Genomic DNA, 18,841 nt, shown 5'->3' with positions numbered 1-18,841 from the left:
GAATGGTAAGGATGAATGAAATGGAGATACTCGTTGCATTAGTACCAATGTTTGCTTGGGGCAGCATTGGTTTGGTAAGTGCCAAACTTGGCGGGGATGCGAACCAGCAAACGCTAGGAATGACGATTGGTGCCTTTTTCTTTTCTCTGGTCGTATTTTTTGTGACGATGCCAGTGATTGATGGAAAGGTGATTTTGATCGGTCTTTTGTCTGGTCTCTTTTGGTCCGTCGGTCAAAACGGTCAATTCCATGGTATGAAATATTTAGGTGTGTCTGTTGGACTGCCGCTTTCAACCGGCATGCAGCTAATTTTAAATACGGTCGCCGGTGCATTGTTTTTTGCGGAATGGACCCAGACCCGCGATTATGCATTAGGTGTTAGCGCATTGATCTTGTTGGTGATCGGGGCGTATCTGACCGCTCGCCAAGATGCCGAAAGTCCGGTAGAAGCCGGCAGCAAGATGCTTGATTTTCCTAAAGGATTTCGGGCTTTGATCTCATCAACGATCGGTTACGGCGCCTATACGATTTTGATTACTTGGGCAGGATTGGATCCGCTAGCGATCATTTTGCCGCAAAGTATCGGAATGCTGATCGGAGCTAGTCTGTTTGCTTTAAGAAAGACGAAGGTCGATCGTTTTGTAGGAAAAAATACTTTGTCAGGGTTGTTATGGGGCATCGGCAATGTCTGCATGCTGATCACGGTTCAGCAAGTCGGATTAGCGGTGGGCTTCTCATTGTCACAGATGGGGATCATCATTTCAACGCTAGGCGGGATTTTTATTCTCGGCGAAAAGAAAACCAAGAAAGAACTGCGTTATGTGGTGATTGGTTGTCTGCTGGTGATTATCGGCGGTGTTTTGCTAGGGTATATGAAAGCAACATAAACGTATATGTTTGAGGAGGAGTTATGGATTTATTTCGAAAAAAAGTCATACAACGGGAAAGTGTGACGAATTTAAAAAAAGAGTTGAAGTTAAAAGATTTGATTATGTTGGGGATCGGCGCCATTATCGGCACAGGTATCTTTGTTGTTACAGGGACTGCTTCTGCTGAGTATGCCGGACCGGCATTGATTCTTTCCTTTGTTGTAGCTGGTATCGTTGTTGTGTTATCAGGGCTTTCTTTTGCGGAATTTGCTTCTCGGATCCCTGTTTTAGGGGGCGCCTACTCGTATTTATATGTCGTTTTTGGTGAATTTACCGCGTGGCTGGCAGGCTGGTTTTTGATTTGCGAGTTCTTATTGGCCGTTTCTTCGGTGGCATCTGGCTGGTCAGGCTATGTGCAAGGCTTTTTGGCCAGTGCGGATATCCATTTACCAACCGCTTTGACTGGCGGTTATGACCCAAGCAAAGGGACCTACATTGATTTGATCGCTGGTTTAGTCATTATTTTTGTAACCTTATGGGTTAGCCAAGAAGCGAAAAAAGCGTTACGTTTGAACAATGCCATGGTATGGGTGAAATTCGGCGTGATCGTCTTGTTTATCGTCTTTGGTGCTTTTTTCGTGGAACCAGACAACTGGCAGCCTTTTATGCCCTTTGGGTTTTCAGGCGTCTTTAATGGTGCAGCGTTAGTCTTCTTTGCTTTTCTTGGCTTCGATGCTGTCGCAATGGCGGCGGAAGAAGTCGAAGATGCCAAGAAAAATGTCCCTCGGGGGATCATTGGTTCGATTGCGATCGCAACGGTACTGTACATCGTTGTTACCCTGATCATGACAGGGATCGTGCCGTTTGCTGAATTAGGAGTCAATGATCCGGTGGCTTTTGCTATGCGTTATGTCGGTCATGGGGTTGTCGGATCAATCATTTCCGTAGGGGCGATCTTGACCTTATTAACAGTGACGATCGCTATGATGTACTCCTTGGCGCGTCTGTTATATGCCATCAGTAAAGATGGGTTATTGCCAAAAGCCATGCAAGCCATCGATCCAAAACATCAAACACCAAAGAAAGCGACCTATATCGCCGGTGTTTTTGCTTTCTTCTTTGCAGCAGCTTTCCCATTGAATATCTTAGCAGAATTGACCAACATTGCGGCATTGTCGTATATGATCTTGATGTCCTTAGGGATCATCAAGCTGCGGAAGATGATGGCCCCCCCTGCTAAAGGCGAATTCAAAGTACCACTGGTACCGTTATTGCCTTTGTTGTCCGTTGCCAGCTGTCTCTTCTTGATGACACGCCTGAAAACGGCGACTTGGATCGTTTTTGGGATCTCCTTAGTGATCGGAATCGCGATCTATTTTGTATATGGCTATCGTAACAGCGAATTAAATGAGAAAATCGACGAATAGGATTGTGAAAAGGCAAAGACCCGGATGCGGTTTTTGTCTTTTTTTATGTAAATATAGCCGAGCTTCCTATAAGCAGCGTTTTAGGAGGCTTTTTTTGTTACTCAAATAGTGGTCAATTCTGGTGCTGATCATTGCAACGACAGTCTTTCTTGATCAAACGTCCTCTATGAATCTGCTTTTTTTGAGAAATTTTCCAAATGACAGATTCACTAAAGGTTCATCCAGTATGCTTTTATTAGAGAAAAAAAGAGAGGATGTTGGCAATTGAATTATATGAAACGGGCATGGCTGAGTGTGACGAGAAAGCGAGGGAAATCTGCAATATTGTTTGCTGTTATTCTGATTTTAGGAAATGTGATTGCTGGCGCAATTGCGGTCAATCAGTCGACTCAAAATGTCGAAAAGCAGATCAAAAACCAATTAGGTTCCCTCGCAACGATCGATATCGACTATGAAGCCTTGATGGCAAATAGTGAGGGCGGCGCAAGTATGGAGGAGATTCAGCCGCTGCCGGAGGAGCTGATCAAACAAATTGGCGAGCGCTCGGAAGTCAAACAGTATGACTATTTGCGAGAAGCATCGATTGCTGTTGAAAACTTCAAACCTTATCGTTTTAGTCGTCAAGAAGATGATGACAATGTCATGATCGTTGGGGGCATGCTTTCCTTGATCCATTTAGCAGGAACCAATCTCTTAAAGCCGCTAGACTTTGAAGAAGGCACGGTGAATTTAACACAGGGACGCTTCTTCACTGAAGAGGAACAGCGTACCGGAAAACGTGTGGGGTTGATTTCTGAAGAGTTGGCTCAGGAAAACGGCTTAGCCGTTGGTGACACCATGGTCTTAGATGGACAGTTTATCGACTATTCGTCTGGTGAGGAGCCAGAGAAACAAAAAGGCAATGATTATCCTATCGAAATCGTCGGGATCTTTAAAAATACAAATTTAGAAAAAGCGAATGAAAAAAATGATAATTCGAGTTCGTCCTTTTTTGATGATAGTCCCTTCAATCGGATCTATATGCCAAATGATGCTGTGAAAACGATTGTTGAAGAGGAACGTACGGGGCAACAAGCGGCATTTCCAGCGACAGATCCTGGTTCTGATAAGGATTTCTTTACCCCGCAATTTATTTTGAATCAACCAGAAGATGCAGAACAATTCAAACAAGAGGTGACACCACTCTTGCCAAATGGCTATAAGGTCAATGCTTCTACGGATGAGTATGACCGTGTGGGAACCAGTATGAATCGCTTATCACAAATTTCCTCGTATGTCGTAGTGATTGCGGTGATTGCTTCCTTGATTATTATCTCCTTGATTATTGTGTTGTTTACCCGAGATCGTAAATATGAATTAGGCATCTACCTTTCGTTAGGAGAACGTCGGAAATATGTTTTTGCACAAATCGTGATCGAACTCCTGCTGATTGGTATCAGTGCGATGTTGATTTCCTTAGTCACCGGCAACATGCTGGGCAAGATGGTTTCTGAATCTTTGTTAGCCAGCAGTATGCTAGAGGCAAACCAAGCAGGGATGGAGCAATTCTTTGTGGGTGCACCGAAAATCGACCAAGCGACGATCAACGAGGCGTTTCGCGTTCAATATACCTTATCTTATGTGATCGCCTTTTTAGCGACTGGGATCGTGACGATCTTGCTTTCGGCAGTGGTGCCGCTGTTGTATATTTTACGGTTGAATCCGAAAAAAATCATGCTGTAAGGAGCGATGAACATGGCAATTTTAGAAACAAAAGACATGACGTATTACTACCAAGATGGCGAGAATCGCCGGAAAATTTTAGATAAAACCAATATCTCCTTTGAAAAAGGCAAATTTTACACGATCTTAGGAAAATCAGGCTCAGGAAAGACCACTTTTCTTTCCTTGATCAGTGCATTGGATCAGCCAACCGATGGGGAAGTGTTTTTTGAAGAAAAAAATATCAAAACGATCGGTTATGAAGAATATCGCCGCAACAAGATCAGTTTGATTTTTCAAAGTTACAACTTGATCCCTTATTTGACGGCTTTAGAAAACGTCCTTGTTTCAATGGCGATTTCAGACAACAAACTACCAGATCAGCACGATCAAATTGCGTATCGTTTGCTGGACTATATCGGCATCAATTCCACGAAAGCCGATCGTTTCGTCAATCAGCTTTCCGGTGGGGAACAGCAGCGGGTCGCCATCGCTCGTGCCTTAGCGACCAATGTTGATATCATTTTAGCCGATGAACCTACCGGGAACTTAGATGAAGGCATGGAACAAGAAATCGTGGATATTTTTAAAGAACTAGCGGCGATCCACAACAAGTGCATCATCGTAGTGACCCATTCGACTGAGATTGCCAAGCAGTCAGATCAGACATTTTACTTAAAAAAAGGTGCGTTGACAGCCTATGAGTGATTTTTTATCAAAGTTTGAAGAAGCAAAAGAGTCGGAAAAGAATGCGGAAACAGTTGTAGAACCTTCTTCTCGTTCGTCACGAAAAGAAAAGACGGCAGCTGCTGGAGAAGAGGGGATCGAACACGATCCCTCCTTCAAAAAGAAGCGGCGGAAAAAAAGGCTGCTGGGGCTAGCTGCCCTGCTCGGACTACTTATACTCAGCGGCTTTTTATTTTTCCAGTTGGCGTATGTCCGGTTGGATAACTTTGTGGACAAAGAGATCTCAGAGGTCAGGGAATGGGCGGCGGAACATGATCTTGCGGTTGCTGTCACACCAGCCTATAATGAAGCCCCAGCCAATCAAGTGATTGCCCAAGAAGAAGCTGCCAGAAGCCGAGTCAGAAAAAGAAGCACGTTGCATCTAACGGTTAGCCAAGGACCAGATCCAGAAGAGAAATTGGCGTTGCCAGACTTTATGGAAATGACCAGGGACGAGGCAGCAGAGTGGATCGAAAAAAATCAAGCCAGCAATTTGACGATCGTCGATGAATACCACGATGAGATCGAGGAAAAAGCACCGATTCGAGTAGAATTTACCAATAAAGAAGTCTCACGAGAAAACTATCATCGTCGAGATGTCGGACGAGTCTTTTATTCAAAAGGCGAAGAAACCTTTGAAAAAGATATTGAGGTACCTGACTTTAAGGATAAAACACGTTCAGAGGTAGAAACATGGGGGAAAGTCCATGAGCTGGACCTAGAAGTCAAAGAACAGGCTTCAGATACTGTGGAAGAAGGCAAAGTCATTGAACAAAGCGTGGCACCAAAAGAAAAAATCGCGAAACGGGATGCGTTTCAAGTAACGATTTCCCTAGGAAAAGGAGTCACCGTACCGGACTTTTCAACGATTTTACCAGATGATGCCCAAGACGCTGTTGAGGGCGTCAATGTACGGGTGCGGATGCAGTTTACTCAGAGTCTGGCTTACGGACAGCTGATCTCCCAAAGCGAGTCCGCCGGGACAGTCCTGACTAGCAAAGATGACCAAGGGATTGACGTCGTCTACTCCGCAGGTCAACCGTATATCAGAGATTATCGTCGAGGAGAATACCTTGAAGGAGATCTGCAAAAGCTTTTCTTTGATGAATTCCGTTCAAAAGGGGCGAACATCAGCTATCAAGTCCGTTACGTCAACTCAGCAGAACCCTACGGAACGATCGTGGGGATGAGCAAGTTCAATCAGTTTCTGCCGTTAGAAGATACGATCACCTTTGATATCAGTTTAGGCAATCAGACAGCCCCAGCGGCACCTGATCCTGAATAGTCGCTTTCTTTTTTTAGTCAACCTGCAAAAGGAGGAAACCCATGCGTCATCAAGAGAATTTTCAAGAACTTAGGAAAAAGCTGTTTGTCTTTTTACTAAGCGGTATGGTAGCATTGTTGCTACACATGTGGATTCATCAATCAAGTGTACACATGCGGATCGTTTCAACAGAACGTTTTATTGGAGAACAATTAGAATGATCCTACAGGAATGATTGTGCTTACCGAAAAGTGATTGAAAAAAGAAATGATGAGTGTAAAAGGGGGACTGACCGATGCGGATCTTATTCGTAGAAGATGAGCCATCGATCGCAGAAGCGGTTGCCAGCTTATTGAAGAAACACCATTATTCCGTTGATGTGGCCTTTGACGGCGAAACCGGATTAGATTATGCTACGAGTGGTGTATATGACATTCTTGTTTTGGATATCATGCTGCCTAAAATCGATGGAATCACATTGCTAAAGACGTTACGCAAGCAAAACATCCGGACGCCGATCATTATGTTGACGGCCAAAAGCGAAGTCGATGACAAGGTGCTTGGCTTAGATGCAGGAGCCGATGATTATTTGACGAAGCCTTTTCAAATGAAAGAGCTGCTGGCTCGGATCCGTTCGCTAGGCAGAAGAAAAGACTTGGATTACCAAGAAGACCAGTTAGCATTTGGCAATGTGGTCTTGGCGCGTAATGAGCTGCAGTTGGCTACGAAGACCAATCAAGTGGTGCTGTCACCAAAAGAAATGAAACTGATGGAGCTATTTTTAGCCAGACCTAAAGTGATTTTATCAAAAGGAACCATCATCAATAAGATTTGGGGCTTTGATCCCGATGTGGAAGAAAACCGTGTTGAGATCTATGTATCTTTGCTGCGAAAAAAACTGACGCTCCTAGAAGCGGATATCGGTATTCGCACGATCCGCAATGCCGGGTACATTTTGCAGAGCAAGGAGCCGCCATGTTAAAAAAATTGCGAAATAAAATGCTATGGTTCAATATGGCATTGACCTCGATTATTGTCTTAGGTGCCTTTACCTTTATCTATATTTTGAATGCCACGCAAATCGAAAATGAGATTCAATCACTAATCTCGCAAGAAGCAAACACCTTAGCTGCGGTACCTATGGATGAGGAGGAAGTACGGAAATCACTGACAGAACCTGAGTATCCAATGATGTTGACCATCACGAATAGTACCAGTGAGTTCAGAGAAATCGCTCTAGTCGACGTGGATCAAATGGATGTCGTGATTCAAAGTATTGATGAGAGCGTCGATCAAAACGAGCTTTATGAAGCATTGGTCGATGCAGCGACGAAACAAGGGGAGATCCCTAACGAAGTGAAGGTGAATGGCCGAAATTGGCGGTATGCGCTCTTTTTGGTGACTTCCTTTAATCATTATTCGATTAATCATGATTCGACGGGGGAATATTCCACCAGTATCAATAATTACGAGCCATTTTATCAAGTGCTGTTCTTTGACGTCACCGACTACAAAACCAGTCTAAGCAACTTAAGAAACACGCTTTTGCTCATCGGCGTTTTAGCTTTAGCCAGTATCTATATCGCTAGTTTTTACGTCGCCAATCGGGCATTGCGTCCAGTTGAGCTGGCTTGGCGCAAACAAAAAGAGTTTGTTTCTAACGCTTCCCATGAGTTGAAAACACCACTGGCAATCATTCAAGTTAATGCCGAAGTATTAGCTGGCAGTCCAGAAGAAACCTTGGAAAGCCAAATGAAATGGCTGGAAAACATTCAGTTAGGTTCCGAACGGATGGATGAGCTAGTGAATAGCTTACTGCTATTGACCAAATTCGAAAGTGCCGAGCAAGAAGTCGTGCGTTCGGTGATTGATGCCACTCAAGTCGTGCAAAGTGTTTATCAAAGCATGGAGGCCATTGCGCTGGAAAAAGGGATCCACTATCAGGAACAGATCGCTAAACAGGTTAGCCTTGAAAGCAATGAGCAAGCCTTGCGGCAATTGACCATGATATTGGTAGACAATGCCTTGAAATACACGCCCGCTGGAGAAACCGTCACAGTGGCACTCGTTGAACGCCAACGAAAAACGGTGCTGCAAGTCTCCAACAGTGGTTGTCCGATCCCAGAAGAAACAAATCCCTATGTCTTTGACCGCTTCTACCGCGGGGATCCTTCTCGCAACCATCAAGACGGTGGCTATGGGTTAGGTTTAGCCATCGCCAAAGCCATCACAGAAATGTTGCAGGCACAAATCAGTTTGACGGTAGACCAAGAAGGCGTCAATCACTTTGAAGTTTCATTTCATTGAAAAATTAGCTTTACCGGTAGGAAATAAAAGATATGTCGCTGCGCTCATCAAACCTTTTGCCGCATTTCGAGAAAGTTTCGCTTCCTCGAAATGCGGCTATTTATGCAGCAAAACGCATTTTTTAGGAGAAGGGGATACCAAGGGAAAAAAGTTTTTTTATTTCTCCTTGCAATTTTCACAAAGGTCGGCTATGATAGGTGTGTAATCGGTTACACAGGAGGGAGCAACATGCCAACAATTAAAGATGTCGCTAATTTAGCTGGACTTTCCGTAGCGACAGTTTCAAGAGCCATGAATGGGACTGGCTATGTGAGCGAAAAAGCCCGCGAGAAAATCCATCAGGCGATCAATGAACTGAATTATTCTCCCAATGAAGTCGCACGTTCGCTGTATCAGAAAAAGTCAAAATTGATTGGTTTGCTACTTCCTGATATATCCAACCCGTTTTTTCCGCTAGTAGCCAAAGGCGTTGAAGACTTTCTACAAAAAAAAGGCTATCAAGTCATCCTTGGCAACATTCAAGAAGACAATGAGAAAGCCAATGAATATTTACGTGCGTTTGAGCAAAACAATGTGGCGGGGATTCTTTCCGCTGTCGAAAATAAAAATCGTACCCAAAGCAATATTCCGACGGTCGTCTTGGATCGGATCGATCAAGATGTCGAATATGGGGTTTATTCGGATGACCTTCAAGGGGGCGAACTGGCTGCTGAAGCGATCTTAAAAGGTGACCCCAAAAAGGTAGTCGTGATTGCTGGGCCTGAATCTGTCACCCGTGCTCGGGATCGTTTATTAAGTGTTGAATACACATTGAAAAAAGCACAAGTTCCTTATGCACTAGTGAAATCCACATCCTTTCTCTTAGAGGATGCGACGTTGACAGCGAAGCAAGTTTTTTTAGAACATCCCACTGTCGATAGTGTGATTGCACCAAGTGATACCCATGCGATTGCCATCATGCAAGAGGCTTATCATCATGGTGTAAAGATCCCAGAACAACTTCAAGTGATCGGCTATGACGATATTCCCATCAGTAAATTGGTGGTACCACGCTTGACGACGATCCATCAGCCTGCTTATCAAGTAGGTTACAAAGGAGCCGAAATGCTCTTTGCATTGATCAACGATCAATTTATTGAACAGAAAAAAATCATCCTTCCTGTTCATTTAGAAGAAAGAGAAACAGTAAGAAATGGAGGAACGCCAATTGAATAAGATCATCGTGATTGGTAGTATGGCAACAGATTTTGTAGTCACTACGAAGGTGAAACCCAATCAAGGAGAAACGGTTTTTGGGGAAAAATTTGACACGAACTTTGGCGGCAAAGGAGCAAACCAAGCCATCGCCGCTAGCCGTTTAGGTGCAGAAGTAGCAATGCTAGGCCATGTAGGAACCGATCGTTTCGGAAATGAAATCGTCGAAAACTTAAACGTGAACGGCGTTTCTACGGAGAATGTGGAACCCGTTACACATTCTCCGTCTGGTGCCGCGCATATCATTTTGCATGAAAATGACAATAGCATCATTGTCATACCCGGTGCCAATAATGCGCTTGATTTAGCTCGCTTTTCCGAAATAAAAGGAAACATCACAGAGGCTGATTTAGTGATTTTGCAAAACGAGATTCCCCAAGAAGCCAATGAAGCCATCATCGACTGGTGTTGGGAAGCAAAAATCCCTGTTTTATATAATCCAGCACCTGCGAGAAAGCTCAATCCGCGTATGTTATCTAAGGTGGGGTATCTGACCCCTAATGAACATGAGTTTAAGTTACTTTTTCCCAATCAAAAGCTTGCTGACGTTTTAGCAGCCTACCCTAATCGATTGATCGTTACCCTAGGTGCCAAAGGAGCGATTTTTCACAACGGGAAGTCGGAGGTCTTAGTTCCTGCCTTTCCAGTTGCTGCGGTCGATACTACGGGAGCTGGGGATACCTTCAATGGTGCATTAGCAGTAGGGATTTTAGCAGGTGTTCCCTTAGAAAACGCCATTGCCTTTGCCAACTTAGCATCAGCGATCTCCGTCAAAGGATATGGTGCTCAAGGCGGAATGCCTACATTAAAGGAAATGAAGGAGAGTCCATTGTATGAAGAAGCATGGGGCATTAAATAGTGAAATCGATAAATTATTGGCGGATTTAGGCCACACCGATCAGCTTACGATCGGGGACTTGGGGTTGCCAGTACCCACAGGGGTGAAAAAAATCGATCTGGCATTAAAACTAGGTAGTCCGAGTTTTGAAGAGGTGTTATCGGTAATGCAACAAGAGATGGCAGTCGAGGCGATCGTTTTAGCAGAGGAAATAAAGACGGAGAATGCGGAGCAGTGGCAATTGATTCAAAAAACGTTCCCGAATGTTCCGATTCGTTTTGTTCCACATGAGGCATTCAAAGAAGAAACAAAGGAAAGCAAAGCCATTATTCGAACAGGGGAAGCGACACCCTATTCGAACATTATTTTACAAGCAGCCGTTATCTTCTAAAGAGACAGGAGGAAATCATGTGCAAGTCGAGATGAGCAATATTGAGAAATCCTTTGGGAAGAATCAAGTGTTAAGAGATGTCTCATTAACATTGTACCCTGGAGAAATCCATGCCCTAATGGGAGAAAATGGGGCAGGCAAGTCAACGTTGATGAACATTTTAACTGGGTTACATGCCAAAGATGCAGGGACGATTTTGATCGATGGCAAAGAAACGAACTACGCCGATCCGAAGGAAGCCGAACAAGCCGGTGTTAGCTTTATCCATCAAGAAATGAATAACTGGGAACAGATGACTGTATTGGATAACTTATTCTTGAATCGGGAATTGAAAACCACCTTTGGGCTACTAGATACGAAGAAAATGGCAAACAAGGCGCAGGCAGTCTTTGAACAGTTGGGGATTCAGATCCCCCTTCAAAAAGAAGTGGATGAACTTTCAGTCGGGCAACAGCAAATGATCGAGATCACGAAAGCGCTGATGACTGATGCCAAGGTGTTGATCATGGATGAACCGACTGCTGCCTTGTCGGATAAGGAAATCAATAATTTGTTTCAAATCATTCGTCGCTTGAAAGAAAACGGTGTAGCGATCGTTTATATCTCTCATCGAATGGAGGAGATTTTCAAAATAAGTGACAAGATCACTGTGATGCGGGATGGTCTATCGATCGATACGAAAAAGACGGAGGATACGACGATGGAAGAGGTCGTGAAGAAAATGGTCGGTAGAGAGTTAGCTGATTATTATCCAGAAAAGCAAGCGCAGATCGGTGAAGTCGTTTTTGAAGTGAAAAATTTAACAGCAGCTTCTAAAGTTTACCAAGGCATCAATTTTCAAGTAAGAGCAGGCGAGATCCTTGGGTTCTCAGGTTTAATGGGTGCTGGACGCACAGAAGTCATGCGAGGAATATTTGGTTTAGATGAAATTGAAAGCGGTACCTTAATCGTTGAAGGGCAAGAAGTGAAAAATTCTTCACCTTCAAAGGCGATCGCCAATGGCTTTGGCTTTCTAACAGAAAATCGGAAAACGGAAGGCTTGGTCTTAGACTTTTCCCTGACCGATAATATCAGTTTGCCCAGCATTGATAATTTTGTCAAAACAGGCATGGTCGATAGCAAGACTGAAGCCAGTTTCGTCGCGTTAATGATCGAGCGCTTACGCATCAAAACTATGAGTGCCCAGAATTTAGCCAGCGAGCTTTCTGGTGGAAATCAGCAAAAAGTGGTTTTGGCGAAGTGGATCGGTGTCGGACCAAAAGTATTGATTTTAGATGAACCGACACGCGGAGTAGACGTAGGTGCCAAACGAGAGATTTATCAGCTGATGAATGAGTTAGCGGAACGTGGTATTGCGATTTTGATGGTTTCTAGTGATCTACCAGAAGTGTTAGGTGTCAGCGATCGCATCATTGTTTTACACGAAGGAAAAATATCAGGGGAACTCTCTCGGCAAGAAGCCACACAAGAGAAGATCATGACGTATGCGACAGGAGGAAACTAATATGGAAAAAAGTGGTATGAAAACAAAACAACTCTCGGAATCAATTAGTAAATTGGGACCTTTACTCGCTTTGATTGCTCTAGTGGCTGCTGTCACTGCCTTAAATCCAAGCTTTTTATCACCCAGTAATTTGTTGAATCTTTTGCGGCAAGTCGCAGCGAATGGCTTTATTGCATTCGGAATGACCTTTGTCATTTTGACCGGGGGCATTGATTTGTCTGTAGGGTCCACCTTGGCACTTTCCAGTGCCTTGACAGCAGGAATGATGGCCAATGGGGTGGCACCTTTAGTCGCTATTTTGATTGGGTTACTAAGTGGAGCGATCCTTGGTGCGTTGAATGGACTACTGATCTCAAAAGGAAAAATGGCGCCGTTTATCGCAACCTTAGCAACGATGACGATCTATCGGGGTGCTACCTTAGTGTACACCAATGGAAATCCAATCACTGGACTAGGTGACAGCTTTCTATTCAGCTTTATTGGTCGTGGGTATCTTTTCGGGATTCCTTTTCCAGTCGTATTGATGTTTCTCGTGTTCTTTCTTTTGTTCTTGTTGCTTCATCGCATAGCCTTCGGACGAAAAACCTATGCCATCGGTGGCAATGAAAAGGCCGCTTTTATTGCCGGTGTGAAAATCGATAAGATAAAACTGATCATTTATTCGATCTCCGGATTGATGGCTTCAATCAGTGGCATGATCATCACTTCTAGGCTGAATTCTGCGCAACCAACAGCAGGCCAAGCCTATGAAATGGATGCGATTGCAGCAGTCGTTTTAGGTGGTACGAGCTTATCTGGTGGAAGAGGCAGAATTTTTGGTACGTTAATCGGGGCATTGATCATTGGTACGTTGAACAATGGTTTAAATCTATTGGGTGTCTCAAGTTTTTATCAACAAATCGTTAAAGGGATCGTGATCGTAATTGCAGTGTTACTGGATCGGAAAAGGAAATAAAAAATAGGAGGATCTATTATGAAAAAAATGTTTTTATTGGCAGCAGGCTTATTGGTACTTTCTGGATGTGGAGCGGCAACATTGGACAATGGTGGCAGTAGTGAGACACAAAGTGAGGAAAAAGCAGCTTCAGAATTGACAGTTGGTGTATCGATCTCCACCCTCAATAACCCGTTTTTTGTTTCCATGCAAGAGGGGATCAATCAATTGGCTGAGGAAAATGACACCGATGTACGCTTTGTTGATGCCCAAGATGATACTGCCAAGCAAAGCAATGATATTGATGATTTGATCCAACAAGGCGTGGATGTGCTTTTGATCAATCCCGTTGATTCTGCTGCTATCGTCCCAGCTGTTGAAGCCGCTAATAATGCCAACATCCCAGTTATTGCCATCGACCGTAGTAGCGATGGAGGAACGCTTTTGACGACTGTTGCCTCCAATAATGAAGAAGGCGGGAAAATGGCAGCAGAATTTATCCTCGAACAATTAGGGGAAAACGCAAAAGTGGTAGAACTTGAAGGCGTCCCTGGCGCTTCTGCAACCAGAGAGCGGGGAAAAGGCTTTGATGATTATGCCAAAGACAAACTGGATGTTGTTGAAAAGCAATCCGCAAACTTCAATCGAGCAGAAGGATTAACGGTTATGGAAAATATCCTCCAAGCCAACAATGACATTCAAGGCGTCTTTGCACAAAACGATGAAATGGCTTTAGGGGCAGCCGAAGCGATTGGAAACCGAGAAGGCGTAGTGATTGTCGGGTTTGACGGTACTGAAGACGGTCTCAAAGCCATCGAAGAAGGTAGAATGACGGCAACGATCGCTCAAAAACCAGAAGAAATGGGCCGCCTTGCTTTGCAGGCAGCGTTTGACCATTTCCAAGGGAAAACAGTCGCTGAACAAATCGATTCACCATTAGAGTTGGTGAAAAAATAATTTGGCGCTCAATGCATTTCCTACTTTTAACATCGAAAGCCCCTCTTTGGCTGACCATTCAGGTCACCAAAGAGGGGCTTTCTTTAATGCGTGATGTTTCGTTTACTTGTTGCTAGTTAAATCCAATAAGCGGTCTTTCAAGTCTTCTTCTAGATGACCCAATTCCACTTCGGCAGCCCGACGTTTTTCTTTTCCTTCTTTTTGGATCCGTAATGTTTCTTGGATCGTTTCCACAAGGTCGTTTTGTGTTTTTTGCAATGTTTCGATGTCGACGATGCCGCGTTCGTTTTCTTTCGCTGTTTCAATAGCAGAAACTTTCAACATTTCTGAGTTTTTCTTCAATAGATCATTGGTGGTCTCAGAAACTTGACGCTGTGCCGTAACTGCATCTTTTTGACGCAATAAAGTCAAGGCAATCACCACTTGATTTTTCCATAGTGGGATCGCTGTATTGACAGAAGCTTGGATTTTTTCTGCTAGCGCTTGGTTCGTGTTTTGGATCAGGCGAATTTGCGGTGCCTGTTGGATCGTGATTTGACGTGCCAAGCGCAAGTCATGAGTCCGTTTGTCTAAACGATCTAGGAATTGCGTGTAATCGTTGGCAATCTGTACGTCCATTTGATCATTCGTTTCTTCTGCTTTTTTCATAGCTTCAGGAATGATTTTGGTTTGCAATTCTTGCATCTTCAACTCGCCAGCGGCAATGTAGATGTTCAATGCATCAAAGTAATCTTTGTTCTTTTGATACAACTGTTCCAACATCATGTTGTCTTTTAGTAAACCGTCTTTTTCTTTATCCAATTTGACGGCGATCTTGTCGATTTGGGCACCGATTTTTTGGTATTTAGCGGTGATTTCAAAAATGGATTGTTTTACTTTACCAAACATCCGCTTGAATAAGTTGCCTTCACCTGCACGCAGTTCGTCTGGATTGGCTTCTTGCAAGCGATACATCAACTCAGTCAATGAGTCGCCCACAGGGCCGATATCAGCTGCTTGGACATGGTTCAACATGGATTGGGAAAACTCTCCAAGTTTGGTTTGGGCAGCTGCACCATAGGTGATGACCGCTTGTTGGTCAGTTGCATCGATCTTGCTGGCTAATTCTTGGGCCTGTGCTTGACGCTCTGGCGGTAATTTATCAATCAAACGCGGTGCCGTTTGCTGTTCTTTCAGCTGACTGATCTCCGCTTGTTGAGTGGTGGTCAAAGTGTCGACAGGGGTTGAAAATGGGTTGTTCAATAAATCGTCAAGCGTATCCGTTACGGGTTTTGCTTGATTTGGTGTTTCACTCATAATAACTCCTCCTAATAAGTGTCTGCTTTCGAAAAAAATCTAGCCTGGGCTAGATTTTTTTTTTAGATTCTTTTCTTGTTGCCAATCAGAATCTATCCCTATTCATTATCTCGTTTTATGCTTTGTTTGGCAATGGATAACTCAACATCCATGTCATCAAGATCGTCTGCTACAAATTGGGAGTAGTCTTTGGCGATCAAGGAAGCCATTTGCTCGATGATTTGGGTGCTTTCTTCGATTTTATCATAGGTCTCACGACTTTTGATCTCATGGCTATTGATTTCAATGAACTTATCGGTCAAATCGACCATATTGGGCAAGTGGGTATAAAGGAAATGACTTGCCAAAGGCAGCTTGGTTGGTTCTTTTACGAGTTCTTTGAAAAGAGCTTTTGAGGCACGCAAAGCATCGTGACGCAAGTCAATGGCTTTTAACTTGTTATTGCTAGTGATATTTTTTTGGTATTTATCGATTTGGTGTTTCGTCTGATTCATCGTTTCCCGGAACAATTCGATCTCACGAGTAGTCATCCCGCTTTTCAAGTAATGGGCTTCTCTTTCTCTCGTTAAAGAAGGCAAAACTTGTGGATCGGTTGCTGGAACTTTACGTCCTCTGATACCGACGTAGACTAAAATCGCACCGACGATTAATAATAGGCTCGCAAATGAATCGCCTACTACGTTAAAAATAATACTGATGAGGACGATCGCACCAACGATCAGCCAGATGTTTTTTTTCATTTTTCCTCCTCCTAAAAATCTCTTGGACAAGTAGATTGGGTTATTCGACATCTTTATTTTAGCATGTTCACTAAAAGAAAAATATCAGACTTGGGGTGGATTTTCCGATATTTAGTAAATTCATAAGCTTTCTTGCTATTTCTTAAGAAGATATTTTTTCTAAATTATGCTAAAGTGTTTGATAGATAAGACGTATGAGGAAAGTTAGGTGTCGATAGATGTTAGAATTTAAAGATTTTGAAGAAAAAACGATCCAACGAAATGAAATTTTCCATGGCAAAATCATTGATGTAGTGGTTGATGATGTCTCCTTGCCAAATGGCGGGACCAGCAAACGAGAACTCGTCTTTCACCCAGGCGGTGTGGCCGTGATCGCCTTGACGAGTGAGAACAAGATGCTGTTCGTTCGCCAATTCAGAAAACCATTAGAGCGAGTGATTTTAGAGATACCAGCAGGAAAAATCGATCCAGGAGAAGGTGCTCGTCCGGATTTGACTGGTGCCCGGGAATTAGAAGAAGAGACCGGCTATCGTGCAAAAACGCTGGAGCACGTTTCTTCTATGTACCTTTCACCAGGCTTTGCGAATGAAATCTTGCACGTCTATTATGCGAAAGAGCTGGAAAAAGTGACCAATCCATTACCGCAAGACGAAGACGAAGTGCTGGAAGTCTATGAATTGAACTTAGAGCAGGCACAAGCCGCTATCGCTGATGGAACGATCTGTGATGCGAAGACCGTGTTTGCGATCCAATTTTGGGAGTTGCTGGAATTGAAACGGAGGAACGGACTTGCCTAAAGAACCATTGATCACCCGCAGTGAGCTTCGACGCCGACGCGAAGAAGAACAAGCGGCAGCTGAACGCAATCAGCAAATCGTAGAAAAACAAAGCAAGAAAGAATGGAAACAAAAAGAAAAACAAATCGATAACCACTACCGAAAAGTCCGCAAGAAAAACAAAGAAATCACGAAGACCCGTGCGGGCGAGAACCAAAAATCTCGGGATCTGAATCGCTTTTTAATGAAAGCCATCGTGATCGTCACTTTATTGTTAGTCGTCGTCGGTTTAGCGATCTTTTTGTTGTGATTCATCTAGTACTAAGAAAAAGCCGTCTCTGCATCTTCTGCAAGTGCGGCTTTTTTGTTATTCGGTCGGCTTTTTCAAAATAGCTAAAAACATGGCAGCTGGCTGATTCATGAACAAATGATCCGCTTCATGAAAAACGGTAAAGGAAGTAACTGCAAAACCAGTCGTCTCAGCCAGTTGAGTCAATGCGGCAGGATCGAACCCATTATGAACCAGCGGGTGAGACACGGCGGGATTTTTGAGGAAATCCACTAGATAAAGGGTTCCTCCCAGCTGCAGCAAGGCGTATAGTTTTTCCATCATAGGGGCTGTGTCAGGAATATGCAGCAAGACGAGGGATAGCAGCACCGCGTCTGCTTTTGCTTGTAAGGATTCTTGCAGCAGATCGTGGACAGTTGCAGAAGCATTGGCCAGCTGCAGTTGGTTGATTTTTTTTTCAGAAACCTCGATCATGTTAGGGGCAGTATCCCAGATAGCTAAGTGCTGGACATAAGCTGCTAAGGGCAGACTTACTAGGCCGGTACCGCCGCCGATATCGATCAGAGTTTGGTGCTGGTTGTCTTTAAAATAAGGTTCAAGAGTTTGGGTGACCAAGTGTGCTAACGCGATCCGTTCAGGGGTATCGTATTTTGCTGCCATGGCGTTGAAAATTTCAGACATAAGTGCCTCCTTTTATAATGACAAAAAACTGTTCGTTTCGTCAAAACTAGTTTATCATGAAAGGAGAAAAACACGTCAGTAGATACGTGGGAATTTCTGTTGTTTTTCATTTTAAAGGGTGAAAAATAAACGAGAAGCAGGAGGCAAACACATGAAAATTGGTATTATTGGTGCAATGGAGGAAGAAATCAAGGCGTTGCGGGAACAGTTGATTTCACCGCTTTCTTGGGAACGCGGCGGCGCACTATTTATTTCAGGAAGTATCGGCAATCATGAAGTGATCGTCGTTCGTTCAGGTATCGGCAAAGTTCTGGCATCGATCACCACTAGTTTATTGATCCAACAATACGGGGTCAATATGGTGATCAATACTGGATCAGCTGGTGGGATCGGTGCCGGTTTACAAGTAGGGGATTTAGTGATCTCAGATAAAGTGGCCTATTTTGATGTCGATGTGACGGGCTTTGGTTATGAATATGGCCAGTTGCCTGGTGGGATGCCTTTGTATTATGAAGCCAGCCGCTATTTGATCAGTGAGATGACGAAAGCCGCAGAAGCGACCCATCATACCGTGAAAAAGGGACTGATCGTTACCGGTGACAGCTTCATTCATGACCCGCAAAAAGTACAGGAGATTTTAGGACATTTTCCAGATGCCTTGGCTTGTGAGATGGAAGGCGCCGCGATCGCACAGACCGCGAAGCAATTCAATATTCCTTTCTTGATCGTGCGCGCGATCAGCGACACCGCCGACCACGCAGCAACCGTCTCTTTTGATGAGTTTATCTTAGAAGCTGGCAAGCGTTCCGCTGAAATGGTCTTGGCATTCGTTGAAACATTAAAGTAACTTAAAAAACAGGAGAGCCGATCCGTACGAGGAGGAAGGA

20 protein-coding genes are annotated in these 18,841 nt (G+C 43.9%); 17 read left to right on the top strand and 3 right to left on the bottom strand.

Features of this window, described 5'->3' with window-relative positions:
* Positions 1 to 20 precede the first annotated feature (20 nt).
* The 14 genes from CO692_RS05940 (at position 21) to CO692_RS05875 (ending at position 14,172) form a co-directional block, all read left to right on the top strand.
* Entirely contained in the window at positions 21 to 887 is an 867-nt protein-coding gene (locus CO692_RS05940) for a GRP family sugar transporter (RefSeq protein ID WP_096741824.1), read from the top strand.
* A 23-nt stretch (positions 888 to 910) separates the two neighbouring features.
* The gene (locus CO692_RS05935) at positions 911 to 2,296 is read left to right on the top strand and encodes an APC family permease (RefSeq protein ID WP_096741823.1); all 1,386 of its coding nucleotides are present in this window, start codon (positions 911 to 913) and stop codon (positions 2,294 to 2,296) included.
* Between the two features lie 273 nt (positions 2,297 to 2,569).
* On the top strand, positions 2,570 to 4,018 hold the full coding sequence (locus CO692_RS05930) for an ABC transporter permease (protein WP_096742855.1): 1,449 nt from the start codon (positions 2,570 to 2,572) through the stop codon (positions 4,016 to 4,018).
* Between the two features lie 12 nt (positions 4,019 to 4,030).
* Positions 4,031 to 4,705, top strand: coding sequence for an ABC transporter ATP-binding protein (locus CO692_RS05925; RefSeq protein WP_008379303.1), 675 nt, complete (start codon positions 4,031 to 4,033; stop codon positions 4,703 to 4,705).
* Positions 4,698 to 6,008, top strand: a complete 1,311-nt coding sequence (locus CO692_RS05920; protein ID WP_096741822.1) for a PASTA domain-containing protein — start codon at positions 4,698 to 4,700, stop codon at positions 6,006 to 6,008. Before CO692_RS05925 ends, CO692_RS05920 begins: the two co-directional genes overlap by 8 nt.
* Positions 6,009 to 6,049: 41 nt before the next feature.
* On the top strand, positions 6,050 to 6,208 hold the full coding sequence (locus CO692_RS17670) for a hypothetical protein (RefSeq protein WP_170920075.1): 159 nt from the start codon (positions 6,050 to 6,052) through the stop codon (positions 6,206 to 6,208).
* Positions 6,209 to 6,282: 74 nt separating this feature from the next.
* Positions 6,283 to 6,969, top strand: coding sequence for a response regulator transcription factor (locus tag CO692_RS05915; protein ID WP_096741821.1), 687 nt, complete (start codon positions 6,283 to 6,285; stop codon positions 6,967 to 6,969).
* Entirely contained in the window at positions 6,963 to 8,294 is a 1,332-nt protein-coding gene (locus CO692_RS05910) for a sensor histidine kinase (RefSeq protein WP_096741820.1), read from the top strand. The genes CO692_RS05915 and CO692_RS05910 overlap by 7 nt, the downstream gene beginning before the upstream one ends.
* A 228-nt stretch (positions 8,295 to 8,522) precedes the next feature.
* Positions 8,523 to 9,509 (top strand): LacI family DNA-binding transcriptional regulator, encoded by a 987-nt coding sequence (locus CO692_RS05900; RefSeq protein ID WP_060792557.1) that lies wholly within the window; start codon positions 8,523 to 8,525, stop codon positions 9,507 to 9,509.
* Positions 9,502 to 10,407, top strand: a complete 906-nt coding sequence (gene rbsK, locus CO692_RS05895) for a ribokinase (protein ID WP_192940726.1) — start codon at positions 9,502 to 9,504, stop codon at positions 10,405 to 10,407. The genes CO692_RS05900 and rbsK overlap by 8 nt, the downstream gene beginning before the upstream one ends.
* Positions 10,382 to 10,777 carry a D-ribose pyranase gene (rbsD, locus tag CO692_RS05890; protein ID WP_060792556.1) on the top strand — a complete coding sequence of 132 codons (396 nt, stop codon included), beginning with the start codon at positions 10,382 to 10,384 and terminating at the stop codon, positions 10,775 to 10,777. The genes rbsK and rbsD overlap by 26 nt, the downstream gene beginning before the upstream one ends.
* A gap of 19 nt (positions 10,778 to 10,796) precedes the next feature.
* Positions 10,797 to 12,281, top strand: coding sequence for a sugar ABC transporter ATP-binding protein (locus CO692_RS05885; RefSeq protein ID WP_096741817.1), 1,485 nt, complete (start codon positions 10,797 to 10,799; stop codon positions 12,279 to 12,281).
* 1 nt (position 12,282) lies between these two features.
* Entirely contained in the window at positions 12,283 to 13,236 is a 954-nt protein-coding gene (locus CO692_RS05880; protein ID WP_096741816.1) for an ABC transporter permease, read from the top strand.
* A gap of 18 nt (positions 13,237 to 13,254) precedes the next feature.
* On the top strand, positions 13,255 to 14,172 hold the full coding sequence (locus CO692_RS05875; protein WP_192940725.1) for a D-ribose ABC transporter substrate-binding protein: 918 nt from the start codon (positions 13,255 to 13,257) through the stop codon (positions 14,170 to 14,172).
* A 102-nt stretch (positions 14,173 to 14,274) separates the two neighbouring features.
* Here CO692_RS05875 and CO692_RS05870 read toward each other — a convergent pair whose 3' ends face one another.
* A complete protein-coding gene (locus tag CO692_RS05870) occupies positions 14,275 to 15,468 on the bottom strand; it encodes a toxic anion resistance protein (RefSeq protein ID WP_060792554.1) in 1,194 nt (397 codons plus the stop codon).
* A gap of 98 nt (positions 15,469 to 15,566) precedes the next feature.
* Positions 15,567 to 16,208, bottom strand: a complete 642-nt coding sequence (locus tag CO692_RS05865; RefSeq protein WP_081117808.1) for a 5-bromo-4-chloroindolyl phosphate hydrolysis family protein — start codon at positions 16,206 to 16,208, stop codon at positions 15,567 to 15,569.
* A gap of 218 nt (positions 16,209 to 16,426) precedes the next feature.
* Here CO692_RS05865 and CO692_RS05860 point away from each other — a divergent pair, with 218 nt between their 5' ends.
* Both CO692_RS05860 and macP read left to right on the top strand, forming a co-directional pair.
* On the top strand, positions 16,427 to 17,005 hold the full coding sequence (locus CO692_RS05860; protein WP_081117807.1) for an NUDIX hydrolase: 579 nt from the start codon (positions 16,427 to 16,429) through the stop codon (positions 17,003 to 17,005).
* On the top strand, positions 16,998 to 17,294 hold the full coding sequence (macP, locus tag CO692_RS05855) for a cell wall synthase accessory phosphoprotein MacP (RefSeq protein ID WP_005227820.1): 297 nt from the start codon (positions 16,998 to 17,000) through the stop codon (positions 17,292 to 17,294). The genes CO692_RS05860 and macP overlap by 8 nt, the downstream gene beginning before the upstream one ends.
* Before the next feature lie 57 nt (positions 17,295 to 17,351).
* Here the strand turns inward: macP and CO692_RS05850 are convergent, their stop codons facing one another.
* On the bottom strand, positions 17,352 to 17,954 hold the full coding sequence (locus CO692_RS05850; protein WP_086291616.1) for a class I SAM-dependent methyltransferase: 603 nt from the start codon (positions 17,952 to 17,954) through the stop codon (positions 17,352 to 17,354).
* A gap of 151 nt (positions 17,955 to 18,105) precedes the next feature.
* On the opposite strand from CO692_RS05850, the gene CO692_RS05845 reads away from it, so the two are divergent.
* Positions 18,106 to 18,801 carry a 5'-methylthioadenosine/adenosylhomocysteine nucleosidase gene (locus CO692_RS05845; protein WP_096741814.1) on the top strand — a complete coding sequence of 232 codons (696 nt, stop codon included), beginning with the start codon at positions 18,106 to 18,108 and terminating at the stop codon, positions 18,799 to 18,801.
* Positions 18,802 to 18,841: the final 40 nt, after the last annotated feature.

This window comes from Enterococcus sp. FDAARGOS_375, from assembly GCF_002393265.1.
Classification (GTDB): domain Bacteria; phylum Bacillota; class Bacilli; order Lactobacillales; family Enterococcaceae; genus Enterococcus_D; species Enterococcus_D innesii.
This window is presented reverse-complemented; position numbering and strand designations above follow the sequence as displayed.

Coding starts and splice junctions, on each gene's coding strand:
- CO692_RS05940 (WP_096741824.1), top strand. CDS start 21: ATGGAGATACTCGTTGCATTAGTACCAATGTTTGCTTGGGGCAGCATT.
- CO692_RS05935 (WP_096741823.1), top strand. CDS start 911: ATGGATTTATTTCGAAAAAAAGTCATACAACGGGAAAGTGTGACGAAT.
- CO692_RS05930 (WP_096742855.1), top strand. CDS start 2,570: ATGAAACGGGCATGGCTGAGTGTGACGAGAAAGCGAGGGAAATCTGCA.
- CO692_RS05925 (WP_008379303.1), top strand. CDS start 4,031: ATGGCAATTTTAGAAACAAAAGACATGACGTATTACTACCAAGATGGC.
- CO692_RS05920 (WP_096741822.1), top strand. CDS start 4,698: ATGAGTGATTTTTTATCAAAGTTTGAAGAAGCAAAAGAGTCGGAAAAG.
- CO692_RS17670 (WP_170920075.1), top strand. CDS start 6,050: ATGCGTCATCAAGAGAATTTTCAAGAACTTAGGAAAAAGCTGTTTGTC.
- CO692_RS05915 (WP_096741821.1), top strand. CDS start 6,283: ATGCGGATCTTATTCGTAGAAGATGAGCCATCGATCGCAGAAGCGGTT.
- CO692_RS05910 (WP_096741820.1), top strand. CDS start 6,963: ATGTTAAAAAAATTGCGAAATAAAATGCTATGGTTCAATATGGCATTG.
- CO692_RS05900 (WP_060792557.1), top strand. CDS start 8,523: ATGCCAACAATTAAAGATGTCGCTAATTTAGCTGGACTTTCCGTAGCG.
- rbsD (WP_060792556.1), top strand. CDS start 10,382: ATGAAGAAGCATGGGGCATTAAATAGTGAAATCGATAAATTATTGGCG.
- CO692_RS05880 (WP_096741816.1), top strand. CDS start 12,283: ATGGAAAAAAGTGGTATGAAAACAAAACAACTCTCGGAATCAATTAGT.
- CO692_RS05875 (WP_192940725.1), top strand. CDS start 13,255: ATGAAAAAAATGTTTTTATTGGCAGCAGGCTTATTGGTACTTTCTGGA.
- CO692_RS05870 (WP_060792554.1), bottom strand. CDS start 15,468: ATGAGTGAAACACCAAATCAAGCAAAACCCGTAACGGATACGCTTGAC.
- CO692_RS05865 (WP_081117808.1), bottom strand. CDS start 16,208: ATGAAAAAAAACATCTGGCTGATCGTTGGTGCGATCGTCCTCATCAGT.
- CO692_RS05860 (WP_081117807.1), top strand. CDS start 16,427: ATGTTAGAATTTAAAGATTTTGAAGAAAAAACGATCCAACGAAATGAA.
- CO692_RS05850 (WP_086291616.1), bottom strand. CDS start 17,954: ATGTCTGAAATTTTCAACGCCATGGCAGCAAAATACGATACCCCTGAA.
- CO692_RS05845 (WP_096741814.1), top strand. CDS start 18,106: ATGAAAATTGGTATTATTGGTGCAATGGAGGAAGAAATCAAGGCGTTG.